Raw genomic sequence first — 20,994 nt, forward strand, 5'->3', positions numbered from 1 at the left:
AACACAATTTTGTTTTTTACGCATGCTAAGGTTTAGCTTAAATCTTCATTAAATCAAGGAAATAATAGATATTCCTTGCCGGGGTGAGCTTGGTGCGCCGATTTTTTAATCAGAATTATTAATGAAATTCGCGTCACATTACTGTCATCGTTACGTCATACACGCTTCATTTGCGGCCTCTATCGTTCTGTTTTTCAATTTCTTATAACGATAGAGCGACACGACAATGCATCTGGTAAAAACACTCCTTGCCTCAGGCCTTCTGCTTTCCGCTACCGTTCAGGCGCAGAACGTACTGGATTTCCCGCAGCCGAAAAACAACCCTGAAGAGTTTTATGCCGTGACCGAAATTCCCGCGGGCGGCATTATCAAATATGAAACCGACGCCAAAACCGGCTTTTTGATCGCCGATCGTTTCCAGTCAATGCCGGTGGCCTATCCGGCTAACTACGGTTCGCTGACGCAATCCCTGGCAGGGGATGGCGATCCGCTGGACGTGGTGTTTTATACCCGCGCGCCGATGGCGCCGGGAACGCTGATTAAGCTGCGCGCGATTGGCGTGCTCAAGATGATTGATGGCGGCGAGAAGGACGACAAAATCATTGCCGTTCCGGCAAGCAAAATCGACCCAACCTACGATGACATCAACACCATCGGCGATCTGCCGAAAATCGAGCAGGAGCGTTTGCAGGCTTTCTTCCGCGTTTACAAACAGCTGCCGGAAGGGCGTAAAAAAGTGGAGCTGAACGGCTTTAACGATGCCGCCGCCGCGAAGCAGGAAATTAAAGCGGCATGGGATGCCTGGAAAGAGAAAAATCCGCAATAAGCGGAAAAACAGGCATCGCCCGGTGCCTGTCGCTTTTTCTTCGCCCTATTATCCGCAGAGTGAGGTAATACGGGGGACTACGCCGGAACCGCCGAAATTTCCGTTACCCTGCGTCCTTTTCTTCAGCCCCAGCGTGGCGACGATGCGCTCGAAATTGCTTTTTTCACGGGTAATAAGTCCAGGTCAATCTCACTGCTGACGTTGTCTCATATCACTGGTACGATATAAATCTCTTTCACGGCCCTTATACGTACATATTTATGACAGAAATACGCATTGGCTATGCCCGATGTTCAACTGACCGCCAGGATCTGGCTCAGGCGGCAGTTCGCCAGGGAGACACGCTGGTCGTACCGAAACTGGACAGGCTGGCCCGTTCAGTTCCGGATGCAAGAGATATTGCTGATGCCCTTCAGGCCCGTGGCGTGAAGCTGGCGCTGGGCAACAGCCTCTACGACCCTGCAGATCCGATGGGTAAGATGTTCTTTAATGTGCTGGCGACGTTTGCCGAGTTTGAAGGCGACCTGATACGTCTTCGCACGCGCGAAGAGATGGCCATCGCCCGGGCTAAAGGAAAACTGCGGGGGAAGCAGCCGAAGCTGTCAGATAAACAGCAGAAAGAGCTTTGCATGATGCGCGGAAGCGGCGAGTACTTGGCTGAATTATTCTCCGTCTCCCGCCCCACGGTCTATCGGACGCTTTCTCGTGGGAAATAATGGTTAACCGGATTTAATGAAATAAGCAAGGAGCGGCTATGTACTACAGAAATGAAGTTATAAGTTATTTGCAGGCTAATAAAATTCTTGCGTTAAAACTCGACCACGCATTAAAGGATGTAGGAAAAGACGTATCAAATCAGATTGAAAGGATCGGTGCAGGCGCAACGCGTGTGCTGTATTATACATCCTGCTTTACTGATGAATATCAGGACGTATGCCAGAAACAAAAGTCCGAAGATATCCGATTTACTAAAGGCGTTTATCATATTATAAGACATGGAGATGTTGTGTATGAAATGCTTAGGATTTACTTTGAAGAAGTATTCCGATACAAAACGTCCGATCAACTAGAGCACATCAAACAACTGTTAATGGCAGTAAATATTCATATTGCCGCAAGTTCACTCACAAATACAGGATTTGCTTTAGCAACAGCATCATTTGTCGCTGCAGGCATGAATTTAAGCCTTGAACTCAGTGCACTGGCAGGGAGAAGAGCGGGAGGTGTTGTTGGGGTTATTGGTTTATATGGCGTTGTGCAGAAAGCGGCAGATAGTGCGCGTCGTCTTCATATTACTTGTCCAGCGTACTACTCGGCGCTATATGCACAAGAGCTGGAAATGATGTACTTCCTGATAGAGCCATTGTTTGAACGAGCTGAGGCGTTTAATGCACAATGGGTATCGGATGGTGAGATTGCAGACATCATCACCAGGATGATTCGATAATCATGATGAGTCTTATTAAAAGGTTTTTCAGACGGATATTCAGGTCATTGATATCGATGTACGGTCCTGCCTTATTGACACTTTTATTTGCAATTGTCCTTTTTCAAATTTTCCCTGATGGACCAATATGGCCTGTCCCCATATTCTGCATTTTTGTGATCGTTGTTTTTTATCGATACGTGAAATGGTAATCATCAAAACATCAAAATTTAGCATTGTTTGAAATTTATTTATAAGGAAATGCTATGTCTACACCCGCACATTTATGGCTCGAAGATGAAAATGGTTCGCCGATTGTTGGCAGTTGCCTAATGCCACTTCGCCTGGGTTCAATCGAATTAAAATCATTCTCTCACGGTGTCACTATTCCGGTTGACCCGAGCTGGGGAAAACTTACAGGTACACGCGTTCACCGCCCTATAACGATAGTGAAAGAATTTGATCAGACAACACCACTTCTGTACCGCGCGGTCTGTGAAGGCCGGACCATGAAAAAGGCTACAATTAAGATGTACCGCATTCTGGAATCGGGCATCGAGGCCGAGTATTTCAATATCATTCTTGAAAACGTCAAATTCACAACGGTCGCACCATTCCTGTCTCCTAACGGTATGAGTAGTACTCACCTTGAAACGCTTGAATTGCGTTATGAAGCAATTACATGGAAGTATACGGAGGGTAATATTGTCTATCGTGATTCATGGAACGATCGTTGTTGTGCCTGATGACAAGGGGTACCAAGGGAGGCCATTGCCTCCCTTGGCTCTGACGAGGAGATAAAATGATCGACTTAACCGCCAGGATTGATATCGTTACCGGCTATCGTCCGGGAATGATTGGCCGCATTACGCAGATGCACGGCGAGTACTATGCGAAGCATTATGAATTTGGTCACTTTTTCGAGAGCAAAGTGGCCAGCGGGCTGGCGGAGTTTTCCGGTCGTCTTGAGAAACCGTGCAACCGGGTTTGGCTTGCCGTTCAGGGTGGGCAGATTGTCGGATCGGTGGCGATTGACGGCGAGGATCTTGGTAATAATGAAGCGCATCTGCGCTGGTTTATCCTCGACGATAGCTGCCGGGGAAGCGGTGTTGGCCGACGTCTGCTGAATGAAGCGATGGCCTTTTGCGATAGCCAGAACTTCGCCGCGGTGCGGCTGTGGACCTTCAGCGGGCTGAACGCCGCCCGCAGGCTGTATGAATCCTTCGGCTTTACGCTGGATAAAGCGTGGCAGGGGGACCAGTGGGGGCGGATGATGACCGAGCAGCAGTTTAGTCGGGTCAAACCCAGTTCGCCTGCCGGCGCGGAATAATCTCCCGGCGCGGATCGCCGCGCCGGGAGAGCGCCTGTTAGCCTAATAACGTCGCAATCGTTGTTATCTCCTTACGCCACTGCGCCTGCAGCTGCGGTTTTTGATGTTTTGGCTTGCGCGCCAGATCGTCGGCCAGCAGCTGCTCAAGCGTGACTAACCGCTCCAGCAGCGCATCCTGGTCCTCCTCCGGTTCGCTACTGTTCACCATCACGGCCTGCGTCGCCGGACGACGAACGGCGGTGCGCAAAATCTCATACACCTCTTCGCTGCTGTGCCATTCGCTCAGCCCGCGCTCGTCGATAAGCCAGAAGCGATTGCAGCTGCGGTTAATGAGCTCGCGATCGTGGCTCACCAGCAGCAGGCCGCCGGGATAGTCGCTCAGCGTAGCCGCCAGCGCCGTTTTGCCATCTATATCTAAATGGTTGGTAGGCTCATCCAGCAGCAGCAGGCTATAGCGCGCCAGAGAGAGGCCGACGAACAGCAGGCGCGAACGCTCGCCGCCGCTTAAGGTGGCGACCTTTTGCCCGTGACGCGGCCAGCTGAATCCGGCGGAAATCAGCGCCCGCCTGCGCGCATCCGGGCCTGGTTCAAAGGGCTCCAGCGCGTCGAGAAGGGTATCGTCATCCGCCAGCTGATGCAGGGTCTGGTCGTAATAACCCGGCTTCAGCCGCGGATGCAGGCGCAAACCGCTCTCCGCCGTTTCCTGCTGCATTTGCCGCCACAGCAGACGCAGCAGCGAAGACTTGCCGCCGCCGTTACGGCCCATCACCGCCACCCGATCGCCGCTTTTCAGGCGAGCCAGGCCCGCGGTAAACAGGGCCGGCAGACCGGGCGCGGGGGGAACGGGGAGCTGTTCCATCTCCAGCAGTCGGTCCGCCCGCAGCATGTCGCCGTGGAGCGCCAGCCTCCAGGGGGTGCCCATGGTCAGCTCGGTTTGGCTCTCCTTCAGGCGTTGAACCTGCTTCTCCATCTGCTTGGCTTTGCGGGAGAGATCTTCGTTGTCATAGGTCCGACCCCAGATAGCCAGCCGTTTGGCGCTGGCGGCGACCCGGTCGATCTCCTTTTGCTCGGCTTTATGGCGCTGCGCATCGCTGGCGTCCTGCTCTTCCAGCGCCCGGCGGGCGGCGCTGCAGGGCAGGGAGAAGGCGTGCAGCGTTCTGTCGCGCAGGATCCAACTGGAATTAGTTACAGCATCCAATAAGATATTATCATGCGACACCAGAACGAAGCTCCCCTGCCAGGTTTGCAGGAAGCTTTCCAGCCACAGGAGGGTCGGCAGGTCGAGGTGGTTTCCCGGCTCATCCAGCAGCAGGAGATCCGGCTGCTGAATCAGCGCCCTGGCAAGCAGTAGCCGGGTATGCTGACCGCCGCTCAGGGTTGACGCCCGCTGCGCGGCCTCATCTGGCGTAAAGCCCATCTCTGCCAATAGCCTCTCCGCTTGCCAGCGCTGACTCTCACGCTCAGGGGCGGGAAGTTTCGCCAGTACCACCTGCAGCAGGGGCTGCGCTAACAGCGCATCGGGTAGATGCTGTTCCACACGCGCCATCAGACAGTGACTGGCCAGCGCCACGCTGCCCGAACTGGGCACGATGGTGCCGTCCAGCACCTGTAGCAGGGTACTTTTTCCGCAGCCGTTATAGCCAATCAGGCCAATACGGTCGCCTTTTTTCAGGGTAAAGGAGAGGTTTGTGAACAGCGGGCCAAACGCCGTATCAACATGAAGAGATTGTGCAATTAGTAATGTGCTCATTGTGAACTTACTCAAGAGTTACAGGCATGTGAATGCCTCGTCAAACATCGCTGACGATAACCCGGTAAGCCCGAGGGAAGGGAGTTAGTCTATGGTTTCTTCGCTCAAGCTGAAGTTATCGCAGCACGATACCGATAACGCTTGAGCAGGTGCGATCGCCAAATGCACGTGAAAAAAACATTTCACAGTACGACATGGGATCCTCCTTTTTTATTCAGTGAGTTGATGGGTGCTGGCAGTGTAGAGGGAGAAAGCGGTTTTGACCAGATGAGAATAAAAAAAGGCCTGCAAAGCAGGCCCCCTGTATGACTCATCTACCGGTTAAATCGACGTGCGGCGGTAGTTCCGGTACTCCGGCTGCCAGAAGTTATCGGCGATCGCCTGCAGCAACGCTTCGGCGGAGGTTTTCACCGCCACGCCCTGTTCCTGGGCGATTTTACCCACCGCAAACGCGATAGCGCGCGAAACGCTCTGAATATCCTTCAGCTCCGGCAGAACCGGGCCTTCACCGTTATTCACCAGCGGCGAATGTTTCGCCAGGGTTTCGCTGGCGGCCATCAGCATCTCATCGGTCACGCGCGATGCGCCCGAAGCGATAACGCCGAGGCCAATTCCCGGGAAAATATAGGAGTTATTGCACTGGGCGATAACGTACTGTTTGCCTTTGAGGGTGACCGGGGCAAACGGGCTGCCGGTGGCGACCAGCGCCGCGCCGTCGGTCCAGCTGAGGATATTCTGCGGCGTGGCTTCCACCCGGGAGGTCGGGTTGGAGAGCGGCATCACGATTGGCCGCGGGCAGTGCTTGTGCATCTCGCGGATAATCTCTTCGGTGAATAGACCCGGCTGCCCGGAAACGCCGATCAGGATATCCGGTTTGACGTTGCGCACCACGTCGAGCAGCGACAGCACATCATTCGTGGTGTCCCACGTTTGCAGATGCTCACGCTTTTGCACCAGTTTGCTCTGGAACGGCAGCAGGTTCGGCATGGCGTCGGTCAGCAGACCGAAACGGTCAACCATAAAGACGCGTTTACGGGCTTCCTCTTCGCTTAACCCTTCGCGCTGGATTTGCGCGACGATCTGCTCTGCGATACCGCAGCCCGCGGAGCCGGCGCCGAGGAAGACAATTTTCTGCTCGCTCAGCTGGCTGCCCGCGCCGCGGCTGGCGGCGATCAGCGTACCGACGGTGACCGAAGCGGTGCCCTGGATATCATCGTTAAAGGAGCACACTTCGTGGCGATAGCGGTTGAGCAGGGGCATGGCGTTTTTCTGCGCGAAGTCTTCGAACTGCAGCAGTACGTCCGGCCAGCGGGCTTTAATCGCCTGGATAACGTCGTCGACAAACTGATAGTACTCGTCGTCGGTGATGCGCGGGTGGCGCCAGCCCATATACAGCGGATCGTCCAGCAGCTGCTGGTTGTTAGTACCGACGTCCAGCACCACCGGCAGCGTGTAGGCCGGGCTGATGCCGCCGCAGGTGGTATACAGCGACAGTTTGCCGATAGGAATGCCCATCCCGCCGATACCCTGGTCACCGAGGCCGAGAATACGTTCGCCGTCGGTCATCACGATAACCTTAACGTTGTGGTTCGGTACGTTTTGCAGAATATCGTCGAGGTTATTGCGGTTCTGATACGAGATAAACACGCCGCGGGCGCGACGATAGATCTCAGAGAAGCGTTCACAGGCGGCGCCGACGGTTGGGGTGTAGATAACCGGCATCATTTCGTCGAGGTGGTTGCCGACCAGGCGGTAGAACAGCGTTTCGTTGGTATCCTGGATATTGCGCAGGTAGATGTGTTTGTCGATCTCGGTTTTAAATCCCTGGTACTGGATCCACGCGCGTTCGGCCTGTTCTTCAATGGTTTCGACCACTTCCGGCAGCAGGCCCAGCAGGTTGAAGCTGCTGCGCTCTTCCATGCTGAAGGCGCTGCCTTTGTTGAGCAGCGGAAATTCAAGCAGCACGGGGCCGGCGTAAGGGATGTATAGAGAGCGGTTTTTCTTATGAGTGAATTGCATCGCACTAACTCCTTGATAATCGCTTCAGCCCGGGCGCGGCGACAGGCGGGGGGCTGGCAGGGAATGGCAGCGGGCAGAGTATAAAGCAGAAGACATCAAAGGAGGGTAAACATGAGGCCGATAGTCTTAAAAAAACACCATCCCGGGGAGAGGACGGTGTTTTTATCATCATTCAGCTGAAAAGTTAGCCACCGCGGCGCTTGCGGCCGGTGGCGCGAACATGGTTAACCGTGGTTTCCGCATCGCCTTCCAGCAGCACTTTTTTCTGCTGAGAAAGCTTGTAGTTCAGACCAAGAAGATGACGTGCCTGTTGGTTCGATTTCATTCTTACTCCTTTATCCTGTGTCGGTTTCAAGGACAAGCCCGACGGGTGTCGGACGAAATTTAACCCTTAAGTACGCCGCGCATTTTTAGCGCGGCGATAATCATCGTGGCCCATTTTGCCGGGTTTAGCAACGTTGAGTCGGCAGATTAAGAACAGTCTTTTTAGCGGACCCCGGTTCGTCGGCCGGGCAGGAGGTCACCCGCCATCCGGCAGAAAGGCCCGCACGTTAGCCAGTCTTACCACTTCATTTCGCCGGTATTCACTTTGGCGCTCAGTTCCAGCGAACTCTCTTCCGCGAGTCCCGGCCAGCGCTGTTTCATCGCCTTGATAACGCCGGCGGAGTCTTTGTGCGCGTTGAGCGCCTGCTCGAACTGGGTTAGATAATCGCGGGTAAAGGTAATCGCGCGGTCGCCTGCGGGCGGAGTCCCCAGGTAATGGCCGGGGATCACCTGCTGCGGATGCAACGCGGCCATCTCGTCGAGCGTACTTATCCACTGCTGGCGGCTTTCGACGCTCTGGGTATCCGCCGTCCAGACGTGCATGCCCCACGCCACGCCGGTCCCGCCAAGAATGGTTTTATTCGCCGGGATCCAGACATAGGCGGCATAATTTTGCGGCTGGCGGATCTCAACCTTTTCGCCGTCGATGGTGAAGGTGTTTGCCGTCAGCGCTTGCGGGACGTAAACCTGCTTCGGCGCGCCGTCCTTCATCTGCGGGCCCCAGTAGGCCAGTTTGGCCGCTTTGGTTGCGTTAATGTGTTTAACCACTTCCGCGGTCGCCACCACGTTGACATCCGGGAAAGCCTTTACCAGCGGCTCGAGGCCGAAATAGAAGTCCGGATCGCCGGAGGTAATCACGATGCGGGTCAGTTTTTTACCGCTTTTCTTAATCATTTCAACCAGCTTCTCGCCATCTTTGACGCTGAATTGAGCGTCAAACAGCACCGCTTCATGCGGGCCGGAGGCGAGGGTGGAGTTAACCGCGAAGATGCCGTTCTCCTGCGGGTTGTAGGTTTGCAGCGTTAGGGGCGCGGCCAGAACTGACGTGCTGAACAGCGTGGTCGCGATAGCAAGGGCAGATAATTTCATATTCGTTTTCTCTTGGTCAGGTGAATAGGCGCTATTGTACGGATTTCATGATTTGCGAAAATTCCTGAAAAAAGAGATGCTGAGTTTCATAAAACGTGCAGATGGAAATCAGTTATGGATCGGGTTATTGCCGCGCAGGTGTATATGCGCATTTGTGAACTGGGGAGCTTAAGCGCCGCCGCCCGCGCGCTGGGGATGTCGCGTCCGATGGTCAGCCGCTATCTGGAACAGATGGAGCAGTGGGCGGGAACCCGGCTGGTCCATCGCTCAACCCGCAAACTGACGCTCACGGCTGCGGGGGAAAAGGTGCTGCAAAAAACGCGCACCCTGACGCAGCTGTCGGATGAGATCGCCGGGCAAAGCGAGCGTGCGATCCCCAGCGGGACGCTGCGCGTCGCCTGCGCTCACTTTACGGCGATGCAGCTGATTTCGCCGCTGCTACCCGATTTTCTCGCCCGTTATCCGCAGCTGCGCCTTGAGCTGGATATCAATAATCACCCGGTCAGCCTGATCGGCGAACGGATCGACGTGGCGATTCGCATCACCGACAATCCGGAGCCCGGGGCTATCGCCCGCCGCCTTGGCGTGTGTCGTTCGGTGCTGTGCGCGTCGCCGCGCTGGCTTCAGCAGAACGGTCCGCTGCAAACGCCGGAAGATCTCACTCGTCACAACTGCCTGCATTACAGCCATTTTGCCAGCCAGACCTGGCAGTTTAGCGACGCCAGCGGCGAAAACGTGGCGGTGGCGGTTTCCGGCAACCTTAGCGCCGGGATCTCCTCGCTGCTGATGGAGGCGGCGGTCGCCGGCTGCGGCATCGCGATGCTGCCGGAGCTGGAGGCGCAGCGGGCGCTCAACAGCGGGGCGCTGAAACAGGTTTTACCGGCCTGGCGGCCAAAAGCGCTAAGCGTATATGGTATTTACCTTTCACGGGACTATCAGCCAAGCGCGCTGCCGCTGTTTCTCGGTGAGATTCAGCAGAAACTGGCGCAAACTCACGATATAAAAGGAACCCTTTAATGATAGTGCTTCGCCCAATGCGCGCTACGGAGTACCCGGCGTATCTCGACTACTTTATCCCCGACTACGCGGCGGAAATCTCCGCCAATTACGCGCTCTCGCCGGCGGCCGCGTTAGCCCAGGCACAGCGCGAAATCGCCGCGGATCTGCCCGACGGCGTCAATACTCGCGGCCAGGTTTTATGCTGCTTATTCGATGACAGTGACGGCGCGGAAAAGCGGGTCGGCTATCTCTGGTACAAGCCTGACGAAGAAATGCGCTCCGCCTTTATCTGCGATTTTTATATTTATCCGGCGTTTCAGGGACAGGGCCTGGGTAAACAAGCGATGGCGGCTTTTGAGCATGCGCTGAAAAGCCAGGGGATCGGCCAAATTAAACTGCGCGTCGCCGGGGATAATCAGCGCGCGCGCCATCTCTACGACGCCGCGGGTTTCCGCGTTACCGGCGTTAATATGAGTAAAAATATCCCGACGGATTGATCTGAAAAACGCCGCGCGCCGCCCAAATGCCTTAGGGGGTTCTATACTTAACCCTTTCATATCAAAAAAGGAGCGATATTATGGCAATCCATAAGAAAGGTCAGGCGCATTGGGAAGGGGATCTGAAAAGCGGAAAAGGAACCGTCTCGACCGAGAGCGGCGCGCTGAACCAGCAGCCTTATGGTTTTAACACCCGTTTCGAAGGCGTCAAGGGCACCAACCCGGAAGAGCTTATCGGGGCCGCCCATGCCGCCTGTTTCTCCATGGCGCTCTCGCTGATGCTGAGCGAAGAGGGCTACACCGCCACCTCCATTGATACCGTGGCGGTGGTGACGCTGGATAAGTCCGGCGGCGGCTTTGCCATCACCCAAATCGCGCTGCAGAGTAAAATTGTGCTGCCAGGCATTGAGGCCGATGCGTTTGACGGCATCATTCAAAAAGCCAAAGCCGGTTGCCCGGTGTCGCAGGTGCTGAACGCGGAGATAAGCCTCGACTACCAGCTCAATCCATAAGCTCACTGGCGCCCGCTATCGGCGGGCGCTCCTGCCCTAAAAGCCATCGTTGGCAAATGCCCCCGTCGTTAATAAATGCTATCTTTCTCGCTCACGGATCAGAGCAGGTGGGTAATGACCAGCATACGCGGAATGATTGAAGCTCAGGTTCTGGGCTTAACCGGCATGGCGCTAAAAGAGATCGATTTTGAACACCCCAAAGGCGAACCGGGGCTATTTGGTCCGCAGTCGGCCATCTGGCAGGTTCATGGCGATTTTACCTCCATGCTCTGCGGCGGCGTCAGCGCGCTGCTGTTACAGATGCTGCATCCTCTGGCGCTGGCGGGCGTCTGGGATCATTCAAACTTCCGCGAAGATATCTTTGGCCGCCTGCGCCGTACCAGCCAGTTTATTTCCGCCACCACCTTTGGTACCACCGCCGACGCCGAACGGCTGATCGCAAAAGTGCAGGGGATCCACCTGCGGGTGAGCGGCAAGGATAAAGACGGCACGCCCTATCAGGCCAGCGACCCGGCGCTGCTCACCTGGGTTCATGTCGCCGAATGCAGCAACTTTATGGCCTCGCACCTGCGCTACAAGCGGACCGTGGTCAGCGCCGCCCGCCAGGAGCAGTATTATCAGGAGGCCGCCGAAATTGCCCGCCGCCTTGGCGCTCGGGATATCCCGGTAACGCCGCGTCAGGTTGCCGACTACCTGCAGGATATGCGCCCAACGCTGCGCTGCGATGAGCGAACGCAGGAAGTTGCCGACGTCCTGCTATCGACCCGCCTGCCGGGGCGTCTGAGTCAGCCCGTCGGGCGAATGATGATGCGCGCCGGGATTGACCTTCTGCCGCCGTGGGCGCAGGCGATGCTCAATTTGCCGATGAGCGCGCTGCAGCGGCACAGCGCACGAATTGCGGTACACGGCGTCGCTCGCGTACTGCGCGCGTCGGTGCGTAACGGCGCGTATCATTGCGCAATGCGCCGGATGAATCAGTTTTAATTATTCAGGCTGCGTTTTTACGCCAAAAATATAGCCATGGCTATTATTGTCATGGCTATATTTTTTAAAAACAAACTATTCTCATTTATATATTTGACAGCAATAAAAATAAGTAAATATTCTCTTAACGGCGGCGGATTATTCAGGAAAAATTAAGCCAAATCGCGTACGTTATTTCTTTTTTTACGGGGGAGTCATCATGGCGAAAATGACTGACGATGGTCAGCGCGCCCAGGTTGCGCGTAAAACGACGCTGGTCAGCGTGGTGGTCAATCTTTTTTTATCCAGCGCCCAGGTTCTGGCGGGCGTTTTTTCCGGTTCGCAGGGATTAATTGCCGATGGTATTCATTCTCTTTCCGATTTAGTCGCTGATTTCGTCGTGCTGTTGGCCAATAAAAAAAGCGGCAAACCCTCGGATAGCGATCATCACTACGGACACCGGCGCTATGAAAACGGCGCTTCACTGGTGATTGGCGCGCTGCTGTTACTGGTTGGCGCGGGTATGCTGTGGTCCGCCTGCGGCAAACTGCTGCATCCGGCGTCTATCCCGAGCGTGCATATTACCGCTCTGTGGGTGGCGCTCGCCGCGCTGACCGCCAAAGAGATGTTATTCCGCTATATGCTCAGGGCGGCTAAACAAATTCAGTCGTCCATGCTGATTGCCAACGCCTGGCACGCCCGCTCGGATGCCGCGTCGTCGGTGGTGGTCGCGGTCGGCATCATCGGTAACCTGGCCGGCTTCGCCTGGCTCGATCCGGTGGCCGCGCTGGCCGTCGGCGCGCTGGTCACCCGCATGGGCTATACCTTTTCGTATGACGCCCTCCATGACTTGATGGATCGGTCAGTGGATAGCGACAGCGAGCAGCAGATAATCGCCACTATTCTGGCAACGCCCGGCGTCGTGGCGCTGCATGACCTGAAAACCCGACGCGCCGGCGATGGGATCCTGGTCGATGTACATATCGAGGTGCCGGGAGATTTATCGGTGGCGGAAGGGCACGATATTGCGCTGTTGGCCCGCGCGCGGGTGCTAAACAGCCAAAACGTGCTGCATATGATGATTCATATTGACCCTTGCCGCGCGGATAGCGACGCGATTATCGCTTAGGTTATTCCCCTGAACGCTTGAGGGCTATGTCAGCCTGCGGATAATATTGCCTGTGAAATAAAAAAGGACCATAATCCAGCGGCTATTCTTTCATCGCTGATAAATAGCCGGCTGACGCCGTGTCGTGTTTTTAAACAATATAAAAAGGCAATCGCATAATAGAAAGTATCTATTATTCGTTCGAAACTTCAGGAAGTAAAACAATGATTATCCGGCCAGAACAACACTGGTTCCTTCGCTTGTTTGACTGGCACGGCTCCGTGCTGTCAAAAATCGTCTTTCGCCTGCTGCTTAACCTGATGATGTCGATTATCGCGATCATCAGCTATCAATGGTACGAGCAGCTGGGTATCCATCTTACCGTCGCGCCGTTTAGCCTGCTGGGGATCGCCATTGCCATTTTTCTTGGCTTTCGCAATAGCGCCGGATACAACCGCTTTGTTGAAGCGCGCAATTTGTGGGGAACGGTGCTGATTGCCCAGAGAACGCTGGTGCGCCAGCTGAAGAATATCCTGCCGGCCGAAAGCGCAGCCCATCAACGCCTGGTGAGCTACCTGGTGGCGTTTAGCTGGAGCCTGAAGCATCAGCTGCGCAAGACGGATCCGAGCGCCGATTTAGCGCGTCTGCTGCCGGCGCAAAGCGTGGCGGAAATTCTCGCCAGTTCGATGCCAACCAACCGCATTCTGCTGCTGGCAGGCGATGAGCTTGGGCGCCTGCGCGCAGAAGGGAAGATCGGCGATGTCACCTTCAGCCTGATGGACAATAAGCTTGATGAGCTGGGGCACGCGCTGGGCGGCTGTGAGCGCCTCGCCAGCACCCCGGTGCCCTTTGCCTACACGCTCATTTTGCAGCGCACCGTGTATCTGTTCTGTACGCTGCTGCCGTTTGCGCTGGTCGGCGATCTTCACTATATGACGCCGTTCGTGTCGGTGTTTATCTCCTACACCTTCTTGTCGTGGGATTCGCTGGCGGAAGAGCTGGAGGACCCGTTCGGTACCGCAGCCAACGATTTGCCGCTGAACGCGATGTGTAACACCATTGAGCGCAACCTGCTGGATATGACCGGCCAGCATCCCTTACCGGAGAAACTGGCGCCGGATCGCCACTACAATCTGACCTGATTTTTGTATGTTTATTATTCGTTAAATAAGTTAAATCTAACGCGTAATAGATAACATTGATTATACAGCCACCGCCCTGATTGTTATGCTTTCGTTAACAAAAAACGCCCGTTACCCTGGCTGGTAACGGGTGATAAGAGATCGTGCGGCGTTTCACCTGCCATACGCCGCCGAAAGCGCATCAGGAGTGAACATGAGTAACAGAAGACGCGTCGTTCCCGGCGTCCATCCCTATGATGGTCCGGCGGGCGGCTGGGGTGCCTTAAAAGCCACCGCTATCGCCGTTCGTACGCAAATGGATGCGCTCGATGCCCCCGCCACGCTGCTGCGGACCAATCAGCCGGATGGCTTTGATTGTCCCGGCTGCGCCTGGCCCGACAAAGAGCATAAATCGACGTTTCAGTTCTGCGAAAACGGCGCCAAAGCGGTGACCTGGGAAGCCACCAGTAAACGGGTCACGGCTGAGTTTCTCGCGGCTAACACCGTGACGTCGCTGCTGGCGCGCAGCGATTTTGAGCTGGAAGGCTACGGGCGCTTAACCCAGCCCCTGGCCTACGATAAGGCCAGCGATACCCTGCGTCCGGTCTCATGGGACGCGGCGTTTACCCGCATCGGCGCCATTCTTCGTACGCTGCAGCCCAATGAAGTCGAGTTTTATACCTCCGGGCGCGCCTCTAACGAAGTGGCCTTCCTGTTCCAGCTGTTTGCCCGCGAATATGGCACCAACAACTTTCCGGACTGCTCCAATATGTGCCACGAGTCGACCAGCGTCGGCCTGCCGCAGTCCATCGGCATCGGTAAAGGGACGGTCTCCCTCGATGACTTTGATAAGACCGAGCTGGTTATCTCTATCGGCCACAATCCCGGAACCAACCATCCGCGCATGATGGGCACGCTGCACGAACTGGCGCGCCGGGGGGTGCCGATTATCGTCTTCAACCCGCTAAAAGAGCGGGCGCTGGAGCGTTTCGCCGATCCGCAGAACGTCATTGAGATGGCGACCTACGGCTCAACCAACATCGCGTCGACCTATTTCCAGGTCAAAGCGGGCGGCGACGCGGCGGCGCTTAAGGGTATCGCGAAGGCGCTGCTCCGGCTGGAAGCAGAGCAGGGCGAGGTGCTGGATCGGGCGTTTATCGATGAGCATACGCTGGGCTTTACCGAATTTGCGCAGGATGTGGACGCGACGCCGTGGCCGGATATTGAACGCGAGTCCGGCCTGACGCGCGGCGATCTTGAACGGGTAGCGGCGGCTTACGCTAAATCTAACGCCACGATTATCACCTACGGTATGGGCATCACCCAGCACAATAAGGGCACCTCTAATGTACGCCTGATAGCCGACCTGCTGCTGATGCGCGGGAATATCGGCAAGCCGGGAGCCGGGATCTGCCCGCTACGTGGGCACTCCAACGTACAGGGTAACCGTACCGTCGGCATCACCGAAAAGCCGAGCCCCCAGTTTCTCGCCAACCTGCAGCGGGTGTTTGGTTTTACGCCGCCGCAGAAGCATGGTCACGATGCGGTAAAAGCGCTACAGGCGATGATCGACGGCGAATCGAAAGCGCTGCTTTGCCTTGGCGGGAACTTCGCGGTGGCTATGCCGGATAGCGAACGGGCTTTTCCGGCGATGCGGGGGCTGGATCTGAGCGTGCATATTGGCACCAAGCTGAATCGCTCGCATCTTCTGGTGGCCAATGAGACCTTTATCCTGCCGTGCCTTGGCCGAACCGAACTCGATATTCAGGAGACGGGACGCCAGTCGATCACCGTGGAAGATTCGATGTCGATGGTGCACGCGTCGTCGGGCAAGCTGAAACCCGGTTCGCCAGAGCTGCGATCGGAGCCGGCGATTGTCGCGGCGATGGCCATGGCGACGCTGCCGGAAAGCAACGTTGACTGGCTGTCGCTGGTCGCCGACTACGATCGCATTCGCGATCTGATCGAGCAGACCATTCCCGGCTTTGACCAGTACAACCAGCGTATTCGCCATCCCGGCGGTTTTCGCATGCCGCTGCCGCCGACGGAGCGAATCTGGCCGACGCCGACCGGCAAAGCGATGTTTTCCGTTTTTCACGGGGTGCACGAAAACCAGCAGGTAGCAGGGCATGACGTGATGCGCCTGGTGACGCTGCGCAGCCACGATCAGTACAACACCACCATTTACGCCATGGACGACCGCTACCGCGGCGTGTTTGGCCGTCGCGACGTGTTGTTTATGAACGAGCAGGATATGGCTGAGCAGGGATTCGAACACGGCGATCGGGTAGATATCAGCTCCGCGCTGCCGGGCCACCATCAGCGGTTGGAAGATATCACGCTGGTCGCCTACAGCATCGCGCCGGGCACCGTTGCCGCTTATTACCCCGAAGCCAACGTGCTGGTCCCTCTGGATTATCTCGATAAAGAGAGCGGCACGCCGTCGTATAAATCGGCGCCCGTCCGTTTAACGCTGCGCTCGAAAGAGATCCGCGCGCTGGCGGGGCTTCGCTAAAGCGCCGTTTGCCCGCGGCGATCGTCGCGTCGTGGGCAAAATCGCTACCTCTGCGCCAGAATCAGCTTAATCCCCAGCCCGACAAAACCGGCGGCAAAGCAGGCTCTCAGCCCCTGTAACACCCGCGGACGCGACAGCACGTATCCGCGCATCGCCGCCGAAAAGGCGCCATAGAGCATAAAAACCAGCAGCGTCATCAGCATAAAAACGGCGCTCAGGATCAGCATTTCCCCGATCGGCGAAGCCGAGCCGCGCTGGATAAACTGCGGCAGAAAGGCGAGAAAGAAGAGCGGCAGCTTGGGGTTAAGCAAATTAATCAGAATCGCGTGGCTGATGACCTGGCGCGGGTTGCGTTGCTCGACGCCCTCCACGTTCAGGCTGCCGCGCTGGTTTAGGGTGACCCATGCGAGGTACAGCAGCCAGGCGACGCCGGCGTACTTCACCAGCTCGAAGGCGCCGGGGGTGCTGTGGAGGATGGCCGCCAGCCCGGTTATCGCCGCCAGCATATGCGGAATAATGCCCAGCGTGCAGCCGAAGGCCGCGGCAAAACTCATGCCTCTGCCCGCCGCCAGGCCGGTGGCAATGGTGTAAAGCGTCCCGGTGCCGGGGGCGATGACCACAATCAGCGAAGTCAAAAGAAACTCAGGGGTGATGAACGCCATGATGTCATTCCTGTTGCAGAGAATCGAGGCCCTGAGTATTTCGCAAAGCCGCGCGCCGGTATTGAACAAAATTGCACAGCGTCGGCTAGCGGCTCGCCTGATAGCTGCCTGGGGTCATGGCGAACTGCCTTTGAAACGCGCGGGTCAGATGGCTTTGATCGGCAAAGCCGGCCATGAAGGCGGTATCGGCGGGGGAGTGACCTTCGGCGAGCAGGCGGCGCGCCAGGCGCAGGCGGGCCTGTACCAGATAAGCGTGCGGCGTGATGCCGGTTTCGCGAGCGAAGCCGCGGATCAGCTGAAAGCGGCTGAGACCGCAGAGGGTAGCAAGCTCCTCGAGAGAGATTTTCTCTTCGGGGGCATCATCGAGATATTGCCTGGCCAGCGCGATGGAGGGGGTACCGCTTTTATCAGGCCGCCGTGCGCAGAGATGGTATCGGCTCACCCGCATCAGGCAGAGCAGTAGCGCCTCTTCTACGGCGGTATTCTCGGGGGCGCTGGCGACAATCTCGCTAAACAGCCGCAGCATCAGTCCGCGCAGCTGCGGGTCCTCGACCACCGGGCGCAGGAGAATATCTTCGGCCTTTATCGCCCCCTGAAATTCAGCGGCAACCCGCTCGGGATCGAGATAGATCATCTGCCAGCTGCGCGGGCCATTCAGCGGGATACCGTCGTGCATCTCCCCCGGATTAACCATAATGATATTTCCGGCGGCGGCCTCAATTTTGCCCAGATGGCTCCACGAACGCTGCGCGCCCTGAGTGAAAATCCCGATGCCGAACTGGTCGTGGGAATGGCGCGGAAAACTCTGTTCCGTGACTAACGACATGGCTTCCAGTCCCGGCATGGCGAGCCGGTGCTGCTGAACGTGATGAAGGCGAGTTTTCAACGGTTTCTCCTGCCGGGGCATAGCATGAGTGTAGCCTCAGGCACGCGGGACGAGCAACGGTCGACCGGCGCTTGAATTTCATCAACGCAGAACATAACATTTAGCTAACATTTTGCCTGCTGCGCTGCCAGCAGATTGCGCAAACAGTGGATGATAATGGATATTAAACAGCTTAAGTACCTGATTGCGCTCGACAGAACACGACATTTCGGCCAGGCCGCGGCGGCCTGCCATATCACCCAGCCCACGCTATCGATGCGTATCCGCAATCTTGAAGAAGAACTTAATCTGACGCTGATTCAGCGCGGGCAGCGGTTTGAAGGGTTTACCCCAGAGGGCGAGCGTATTCTGGCCTGGGCGCGAGCGCTGCTGGCGGCGCACGACGGGCTGGAGGCGGAGGCGGCTATCTGTCGCGGGCAGATGGTCGGCCAGCTAAGAGTCGGGATGGTGCCTTTAGCCAGCCTGAATCCGATGCAGCTGATCAAGCCGCTGGCGGATAAATACCCGGAGCTGCAGTTCAGTCTGCTGTCCATGACCTCGGAACAGATTATCGACGGCGTTAGCCGCAACCAGCTGGATCTGGGGATCTGCTATCTGCACCACGTCGATAGCCAACTGTTCAACGTGGTCTGGCTGCCGAATACCCGCATGGGGCTGCTGCACGATAGGCGTCATTATCAGTTTGCCGACGCGACGCCTGAGTGGGATACCCTGGCCGCGCTGCCGCTGGGCTTTCTGACCAAGGGCATGTACTACCGTGAATCGATTGAGATGAGCTTTAAGGCCAAGGGGCTGGCGCCAAAATACGTTTTTGAAAGCGACTCCACGTTTCAGATCATCCAGGCGGTGCAGGCCGGGATCTGCTGTGCGATTATGCCGCTGAACAACGGCCTCGAAGCGCTAAGCGATAATCTGGAAATCAGGCCGATCCCCGAGACGGAGGTCGACTCGATGCTGGCGCTGATCATGCGCAACAAAGAGCCGGTGTCGTCGCTGGCGGAAAAATGCTTCGCCGATGCGCAGGTGATTTTTAGCGAACGCCAGTCGGATGATGGAGCTTAGCTGGCCATCTGCGACTGGATAAATTCAAGCCAGACGCGCGTTCTGGCGGGCATAAAGTGGCGCTCCCGATAGAGGGCGGAGAGCTGTAACGGCGCCGGCGGCAGCTCCAGCGTGACTTCCTGGAGTTCACCGCGATCGATAAACGGGCGGCAGGGTTTCTCCCCCAGAATAGCGAAGCCAACGCCGGCTAGCCCGGCGGCGGCTACCGTCAAATATTCTCCAGGCTGATCCCGCGGGTTTTCGGACCAAAGATGCCCACCGACAGCATCACCATCAGCATACTGGCGACGATAAAGCTAATCACGCCTGGGGTACCGGCGTATTGCAAAATAATGCCGATCAAAATGCTGGTGATCGCCGTCGACAGCCGGCTGAAGGAGTAGCAGAAGCCGACCGCCCGCGCGCGGATGTGGGTCGGGAAAACTTCGGCCTGGTAGGCGTGATAACTAATGGTCAGCCAGGCGTTTGACCAGGTGATCATAAACCCGCAAATCACCAGCAGCACCGGGCTGTTCTGCAGGGCAAACAGGGTGCCAAACACCACCGTCATCAGCGCGGAAAGCACAATTTGCCATTTGTTTTCAAAACGATGAACGAAGCGGGTGCAGAACAGACAGCCAATCGGATAGGCGAGGGTAATAAAGAACGCGTACAGCAGGCTGTGGGTGATGCTCGCTCCCTGACCGGAAAGCAGGGCCGGTAGCCAGTTGCCGAAGCCAAAGAAGCCGATGGCCTGGAAGAAGTTCATTACCATCAGCATGATCGTACGTTTGCGGTACTGCGGCGCCCAGATCGCTTTAAAGCTTCCCAGCCTGCGCGGGTTATCCTGCCTCTCAACCTGGTGGCGCGGCGAGGGAGAAACGCCGCAGCGCTGTTCCATTTCGCACATCACCTTATGGGCTTCCTCGTGGCGGCCTTTTTCATCCAGCCAGCGCGCCGACTCCGGCAGCTTCTTGCGGATAACCCAGATGATCAGCGAACAGAGCGCGCCGAAGATAATCACCCAGCGCCAGCCGGTCAGGCCGAAAAGGGTAATCGGCACCAGCAGCCACGACATCAGCGCCACGGCGGGGACCGATAAAAACTGAATAAAGAAGGCGAAAGCGAAAGCTTTATTGCGCAGATGCGTCGGCACCCATTCGCTTAAATAGGTGTCGATGGTCACCAGCTCAATGCCGAGACCGACGCCGACCAGAAAGCGGCAGAAGATAACCCCTTCAGCGCTGCTTTGCAGGGCCATCATCAGCGAAAATACGCCGTACCAGGCAAGGGCAAACATAAACGTCAGGCGGCGGCCCAGTTTATCCGCCAGCGGCGCAAGCAGGCTGGCGCCAATAAACAGCCCCATAAAGGTGGACGACGCGAAGGCGGCCTGGTCGGAGATACCGAAGATACCCTGCTCGCCGGTATGGAAAATATCCTCTGCCAGCAGCCCGGTGCTGATATAGCCGGTCTGAAAAAGATCGTACAGCTCGAAGAAGCCCCCCAGCGCCAGGAGGGTGATAAAAGACCACAGGCCAACGGAGGCGGGCAGCGCATCGATGCGAGCGGTCAGGCTGGAGTGGGGATGTCCTGGGGAGGCGAACGCGGCGTCGCCCAGAACCTGGGTGGTAGACATATTATTATTTTCCTCAGATAAAATGTTTGCCTGCTAATGTTATTTGATTGTTAATGGTTTTAAATTTTTAATCGCATCGGGGGAGAGAGATTTGCAGAATAAAATAATGCCAATGTGGTTTGGCTGGCGTTGTGTGCTGGTTTTCGCCTGTGGCCCGGCCGCAGGGTGAAGGAATTCACCATCGGGCCGCTAAGTTTGACCTGCAATAAATTTAAGATAACGAGAGATTGTTGCGCTCAGGTTATTCACCTACATTCAAAGCGAGTACTCCCACTCAGGAAAAAATC

The 20,994-nt window shown here is 56.4% G+C and carries 20 protein-coding genes and 2 pseudogenes; 14 read left to right on the top strand and 8 right to left on the bottom strand.

The window, feature by feature from the left end; genetic code table 11:
- The first annotated feature begins 226 nt into the window (after positions 1-226).
- The 6 genes and pseudogenes from ABLU87_RS10600 to ABLU87_RS10625 form a co-directional block, all read left to right on the top strand.
- Entirely contained in the window at positions 227-826 is a 600-nt protein-coding gene (locus ABLU87_RS10600) for an inorganic diphosphatase (RefSeq protein ID WP_014229291.1), read from the top strand.
- A gap of 260 nt (positions 827-1,086) precedes the next feature.
- Complete coding sequence (locus tag ABLU87_RS10605) at positions 1,087-1,542, top strand: recombinase family protein (protein ID WP_048263035.1); 456 nt, start codon at positions 1,087-1,089, stop codon at positions 1,540-1,542.
- Between the two features lie 38 nt (positions 1,543-1,580).
- Positions 1,581-2,273 carry a hypothetical protein gene (locus tag ABLU87_RS10610; RefSeq protein WP_048263036.1) on the top strand — a complete coding sequence of 231 codons (693 nt, stop codon included), beginning with the start codon at positions 1,581-1,583 and terminating at the stop codon, positions 2,271-2,273.
- A 2-nt stretch (positions 2,274-2,275) separates the two neighbouring features.
- Positions 2,276-2,464: a hypothetical protein gene (locus ABLU87_RS10615; protein ID WP_042927132.1), complete on the top strand. Its 189-nt coding sequence runs from the start codon at positions 2,276-2,278 to the stop codon at positions 2,462-2,464.
- A 54-nt stretch (positions 2,465-2,518) separates the two neighbouring features.
- On the top strand, positions 2,519-2,998 hold the full coding sequence (gene tssD, locus ABLU87_RS10620) for a type VI secretion system tube protein TssD (protein WP_042934095.1): 480 nt from the start codon (positions 2,519-2,521) through the stop codon (positions 2,996-2,998).
- A gap of 77 nt (positions 2,999-3,075) precedes the next feature.
- Positions 3,076-3,582: pseudogene (locus ABLU87_RS10625) on the top strand (GNAT family N-acetyltransferase); the annotation flags it as partial.
- Between the two features lie 37 nt (positions 3,583-3,619).
- On the opposite strand, the gene ABLU87_RS10630 reads toward ABLU87_RS10625, so the two are convergent.
- The 4 genes from ABLU87_RS10630 to ABLU87_RS10645 all read right to left on the bottom strand — a co-directional run bounded on the left by ABLU87_RS10630 (position 3,620) and on the right by ABLU87_RS10645 (position 8,764).
- Positions 3,620-5,332: an ABC-F family ATP-binding cassette domain-containing protein gene (locus ABLU87_RS10630; RefSeq protein ID WP_122116824.1), complete on the bottom strand. Its 1,713-nt coding sequence runs from the start codon at positions 5,330-5,332 to the stop codon at positions 3,620-3,622.
- A 321-nt stretch (positions 5,333-5,653) separates the two neighbouring features.
- A complete protein-coding gene (locus ABLU87_RS10635) occupies positions 5,654-7,351 on the bottom strand; it encodes an NAD-dependent malic enzyme (RefSeq protein WP_049083649.1) in 1,698 nt (565 codons plus the stop codon).
- Positions 7,352-7,535: 184 nt separating this feature from the next.
- On the bottom strand, positions 7,536-7,676 hold the full coding sequence (gene sra, locus ABLU87_RS10640) for a stationary-phase-induced ribosome-associated protein (RefSeq protein ID WP_004101955.1): 141 nt from the start codon (positions 7,674-7,676) through the stop codon (positions 7,536-7,538).
- A gap of 236 nt (positions 7,677-7,912) precedes the next feature.
- Positions 7,913-8,764: a Vmh family MBL fold metallo-hydrolase gene (locus tag ABLU87_RS10645; protein WP_048263040.1), complete on the bottom strand. Its 852-nt coding sequence runs from the start codon at positions 8,762-8,764 to the stop codon at positions 7,913-7,915.
- A 114-nt stretch (positions 8,765-8,878) separates the two neighbouring features.
- On the opposite strand from ABLU87_RS10645, the gene ABLU87_RS10650 reads away from it, so the two are divergent.
- From ABLU87_RS10650 to ABLU87_RS10680, 7 genes are all read left to right on the top strand, one after another.
- A complete protein-coding gene (locus tag ABLU87_RS10650; RefSeq protein WP_025108266.1) occupies positions 8,879-9,781 on the top strand; it encodes a LysR family transcriptional regulator in 903 nt (300 codons plus the stop codon).
- On the top strand, positions 9,781-10,260 hold the full coding sequence (locus ABLU87_RS10655) for a GNAT family N-acetyltransferase (RefSeq protein WP_032695032.1): 480 nt from the start codon (positions 9,781-9,783) through the stop codon (positions 10,258-10,260). Before ABLU87_RS10650 ends, ABLU87_RS10655 begins: the two co-directional genes overlap by 1 nt.
- 80 nt (positions 10,261-10,340) lie before the next feature.
- A complete protein-coding gene (locus ABLU87_RS10660; RefSeq protein WP_004138064.1) occupies positions 10,341-10,772 on the top strand; it encodes an OsmC family protein in 432 nt (143 codons plus the stop codon).
- 114 nt (positions 10,773-10,886) lie between these two features.
- Positions 10,887-11,756, top strand: a complete 870-nt coding sequence (locus tag ABLU87_RS10665) for an oxygenase MpaB family protein (protein ID WP_122116822.1) — start codon at positions 10,887-10,889, stop codon at positions 11,754-11,756.
- Between the two features lie 199 nt (positions 11,757-11,955).
- Positions 11,956-12,864: a cation diffusion facilitator family transporter gene (locus ABLU87_RS10670; protein ID WP_032749154.1), complete on the top strand. Its 909-nt coding sequence runs from the start codon at positions 11,956-11,958 to the stop codon at positions 12,862-12,864.
- Between the two features lie 203 nt (positions 12,865-13,067).
- Complete coding sequence (locus tag ABLU87_RS10675; RefSeq protein ID WP_014229301.1) at positions 13,068-13,985, top strand: bestrophin family ion channel; 918 nt, start codon at positions 13,068-13,070, stop codon at positions 13,983-13,985.
- A gap of 193 nt (positions 13,986-14,178) precedes the next feature.
- Positions 14,179-16,479, top strand: coding sequence for an FdhF/YdeP family oxidoreductase (locus ABLU87_RS10680; protein ID WP_122116821.1), 2,301 nt, complete (start codon positions 14,179-14,181; stop codon positions 16,477-16,479).
- Between the two features lie 44 nt (positions 16,480-16,523).
- On the opposite strand, the gene ABLU87_RS10685 is transcribed toward ABLU87_RS10680, so the two are convergent.
- Both ABLU87_RS10685 and ABLU87_RS10690 read right to left on the bottom strand, forming a co-directional pair.
- Complete coding sequence (locus tag ABLU87_RS10685) at positions 16,524-17,141, bottom strand: LysE family translocator (RefSeq protein ID WP_077270600.1); 618 nt, start codon at positions 17,139-17,141, stop codon at positions 16,524-16,526.
- Between the two features lie 85 nt (positions 17,142-17,226).
- Positions 17,227-18,027 (bottom strand): AraC family transcriptional regulator, encoded by an 801-nt coding sequence (locus ABLU87_RS10690; RefSeq protein ID WP_064357501.1) that lies wholly within the window; start codon positions 18,025-18,027, stop codon positions 17,227-17,229.
- Positions 18,028-18,183: 156 nt separating this feature from the next.
- Between ABLU87_RS10690 and ABLU87_RS10695 the strand changes: the two genes are divergently transcribed.
- Positions 18,184-19,089, top strand: a complete 906-nt coding sequence (locus tag ABLU87_RS10695) for a LysR family transcriptional regulator (protein ID WP_122116820.1) — start codon at positions 18,184-18,186, stop codon at positions 19,087-19,089.
- Here the strand turns inward: ABLU87_RS10695 and ABLU87_RS10700 are convergent.
- Both ABLU87_RS10700 and ABLU87_RS10705 read right to left on the bottom strand, forming a co-directional pair.
- Positions 19,086-19,292 (bottom strand): annotated as a pseudogene (locus ABLU87_RS10700) (LysR substrate-binding domain-containing protein); the annotation flags it as partial. The gene ABLU87_RS10695 and the pseudogene ABLU87_RS10700 sit on opposite strands and share 4 nt — an antisense overlap.
- 5 nt (positions 19,293-19,297) lie before the next feature.
- Positions 19,298-20,707 (bottom strand): MFS transporter, encoded by a 1,410-nt coding sequence (locus tag ABLU87_RS10705; protein ID WP_025108275.1) that lies wholly within the window; start codon positions 20,705-20,707, stop codon positions 19,298-19,300.
- Positions 20,708-20,994: the final 287 nt, after the last annotated feature.

Source organism: Klebsiella sp. CB_Kp196 (assembly GCF_040061575.1).
GTDB lineage: Bacteria > Pseudomonadota > Gammaproteobacteria > Enterobacterales > Enterobacteriaceae > Klebsiella > Klebsiella michiganensis.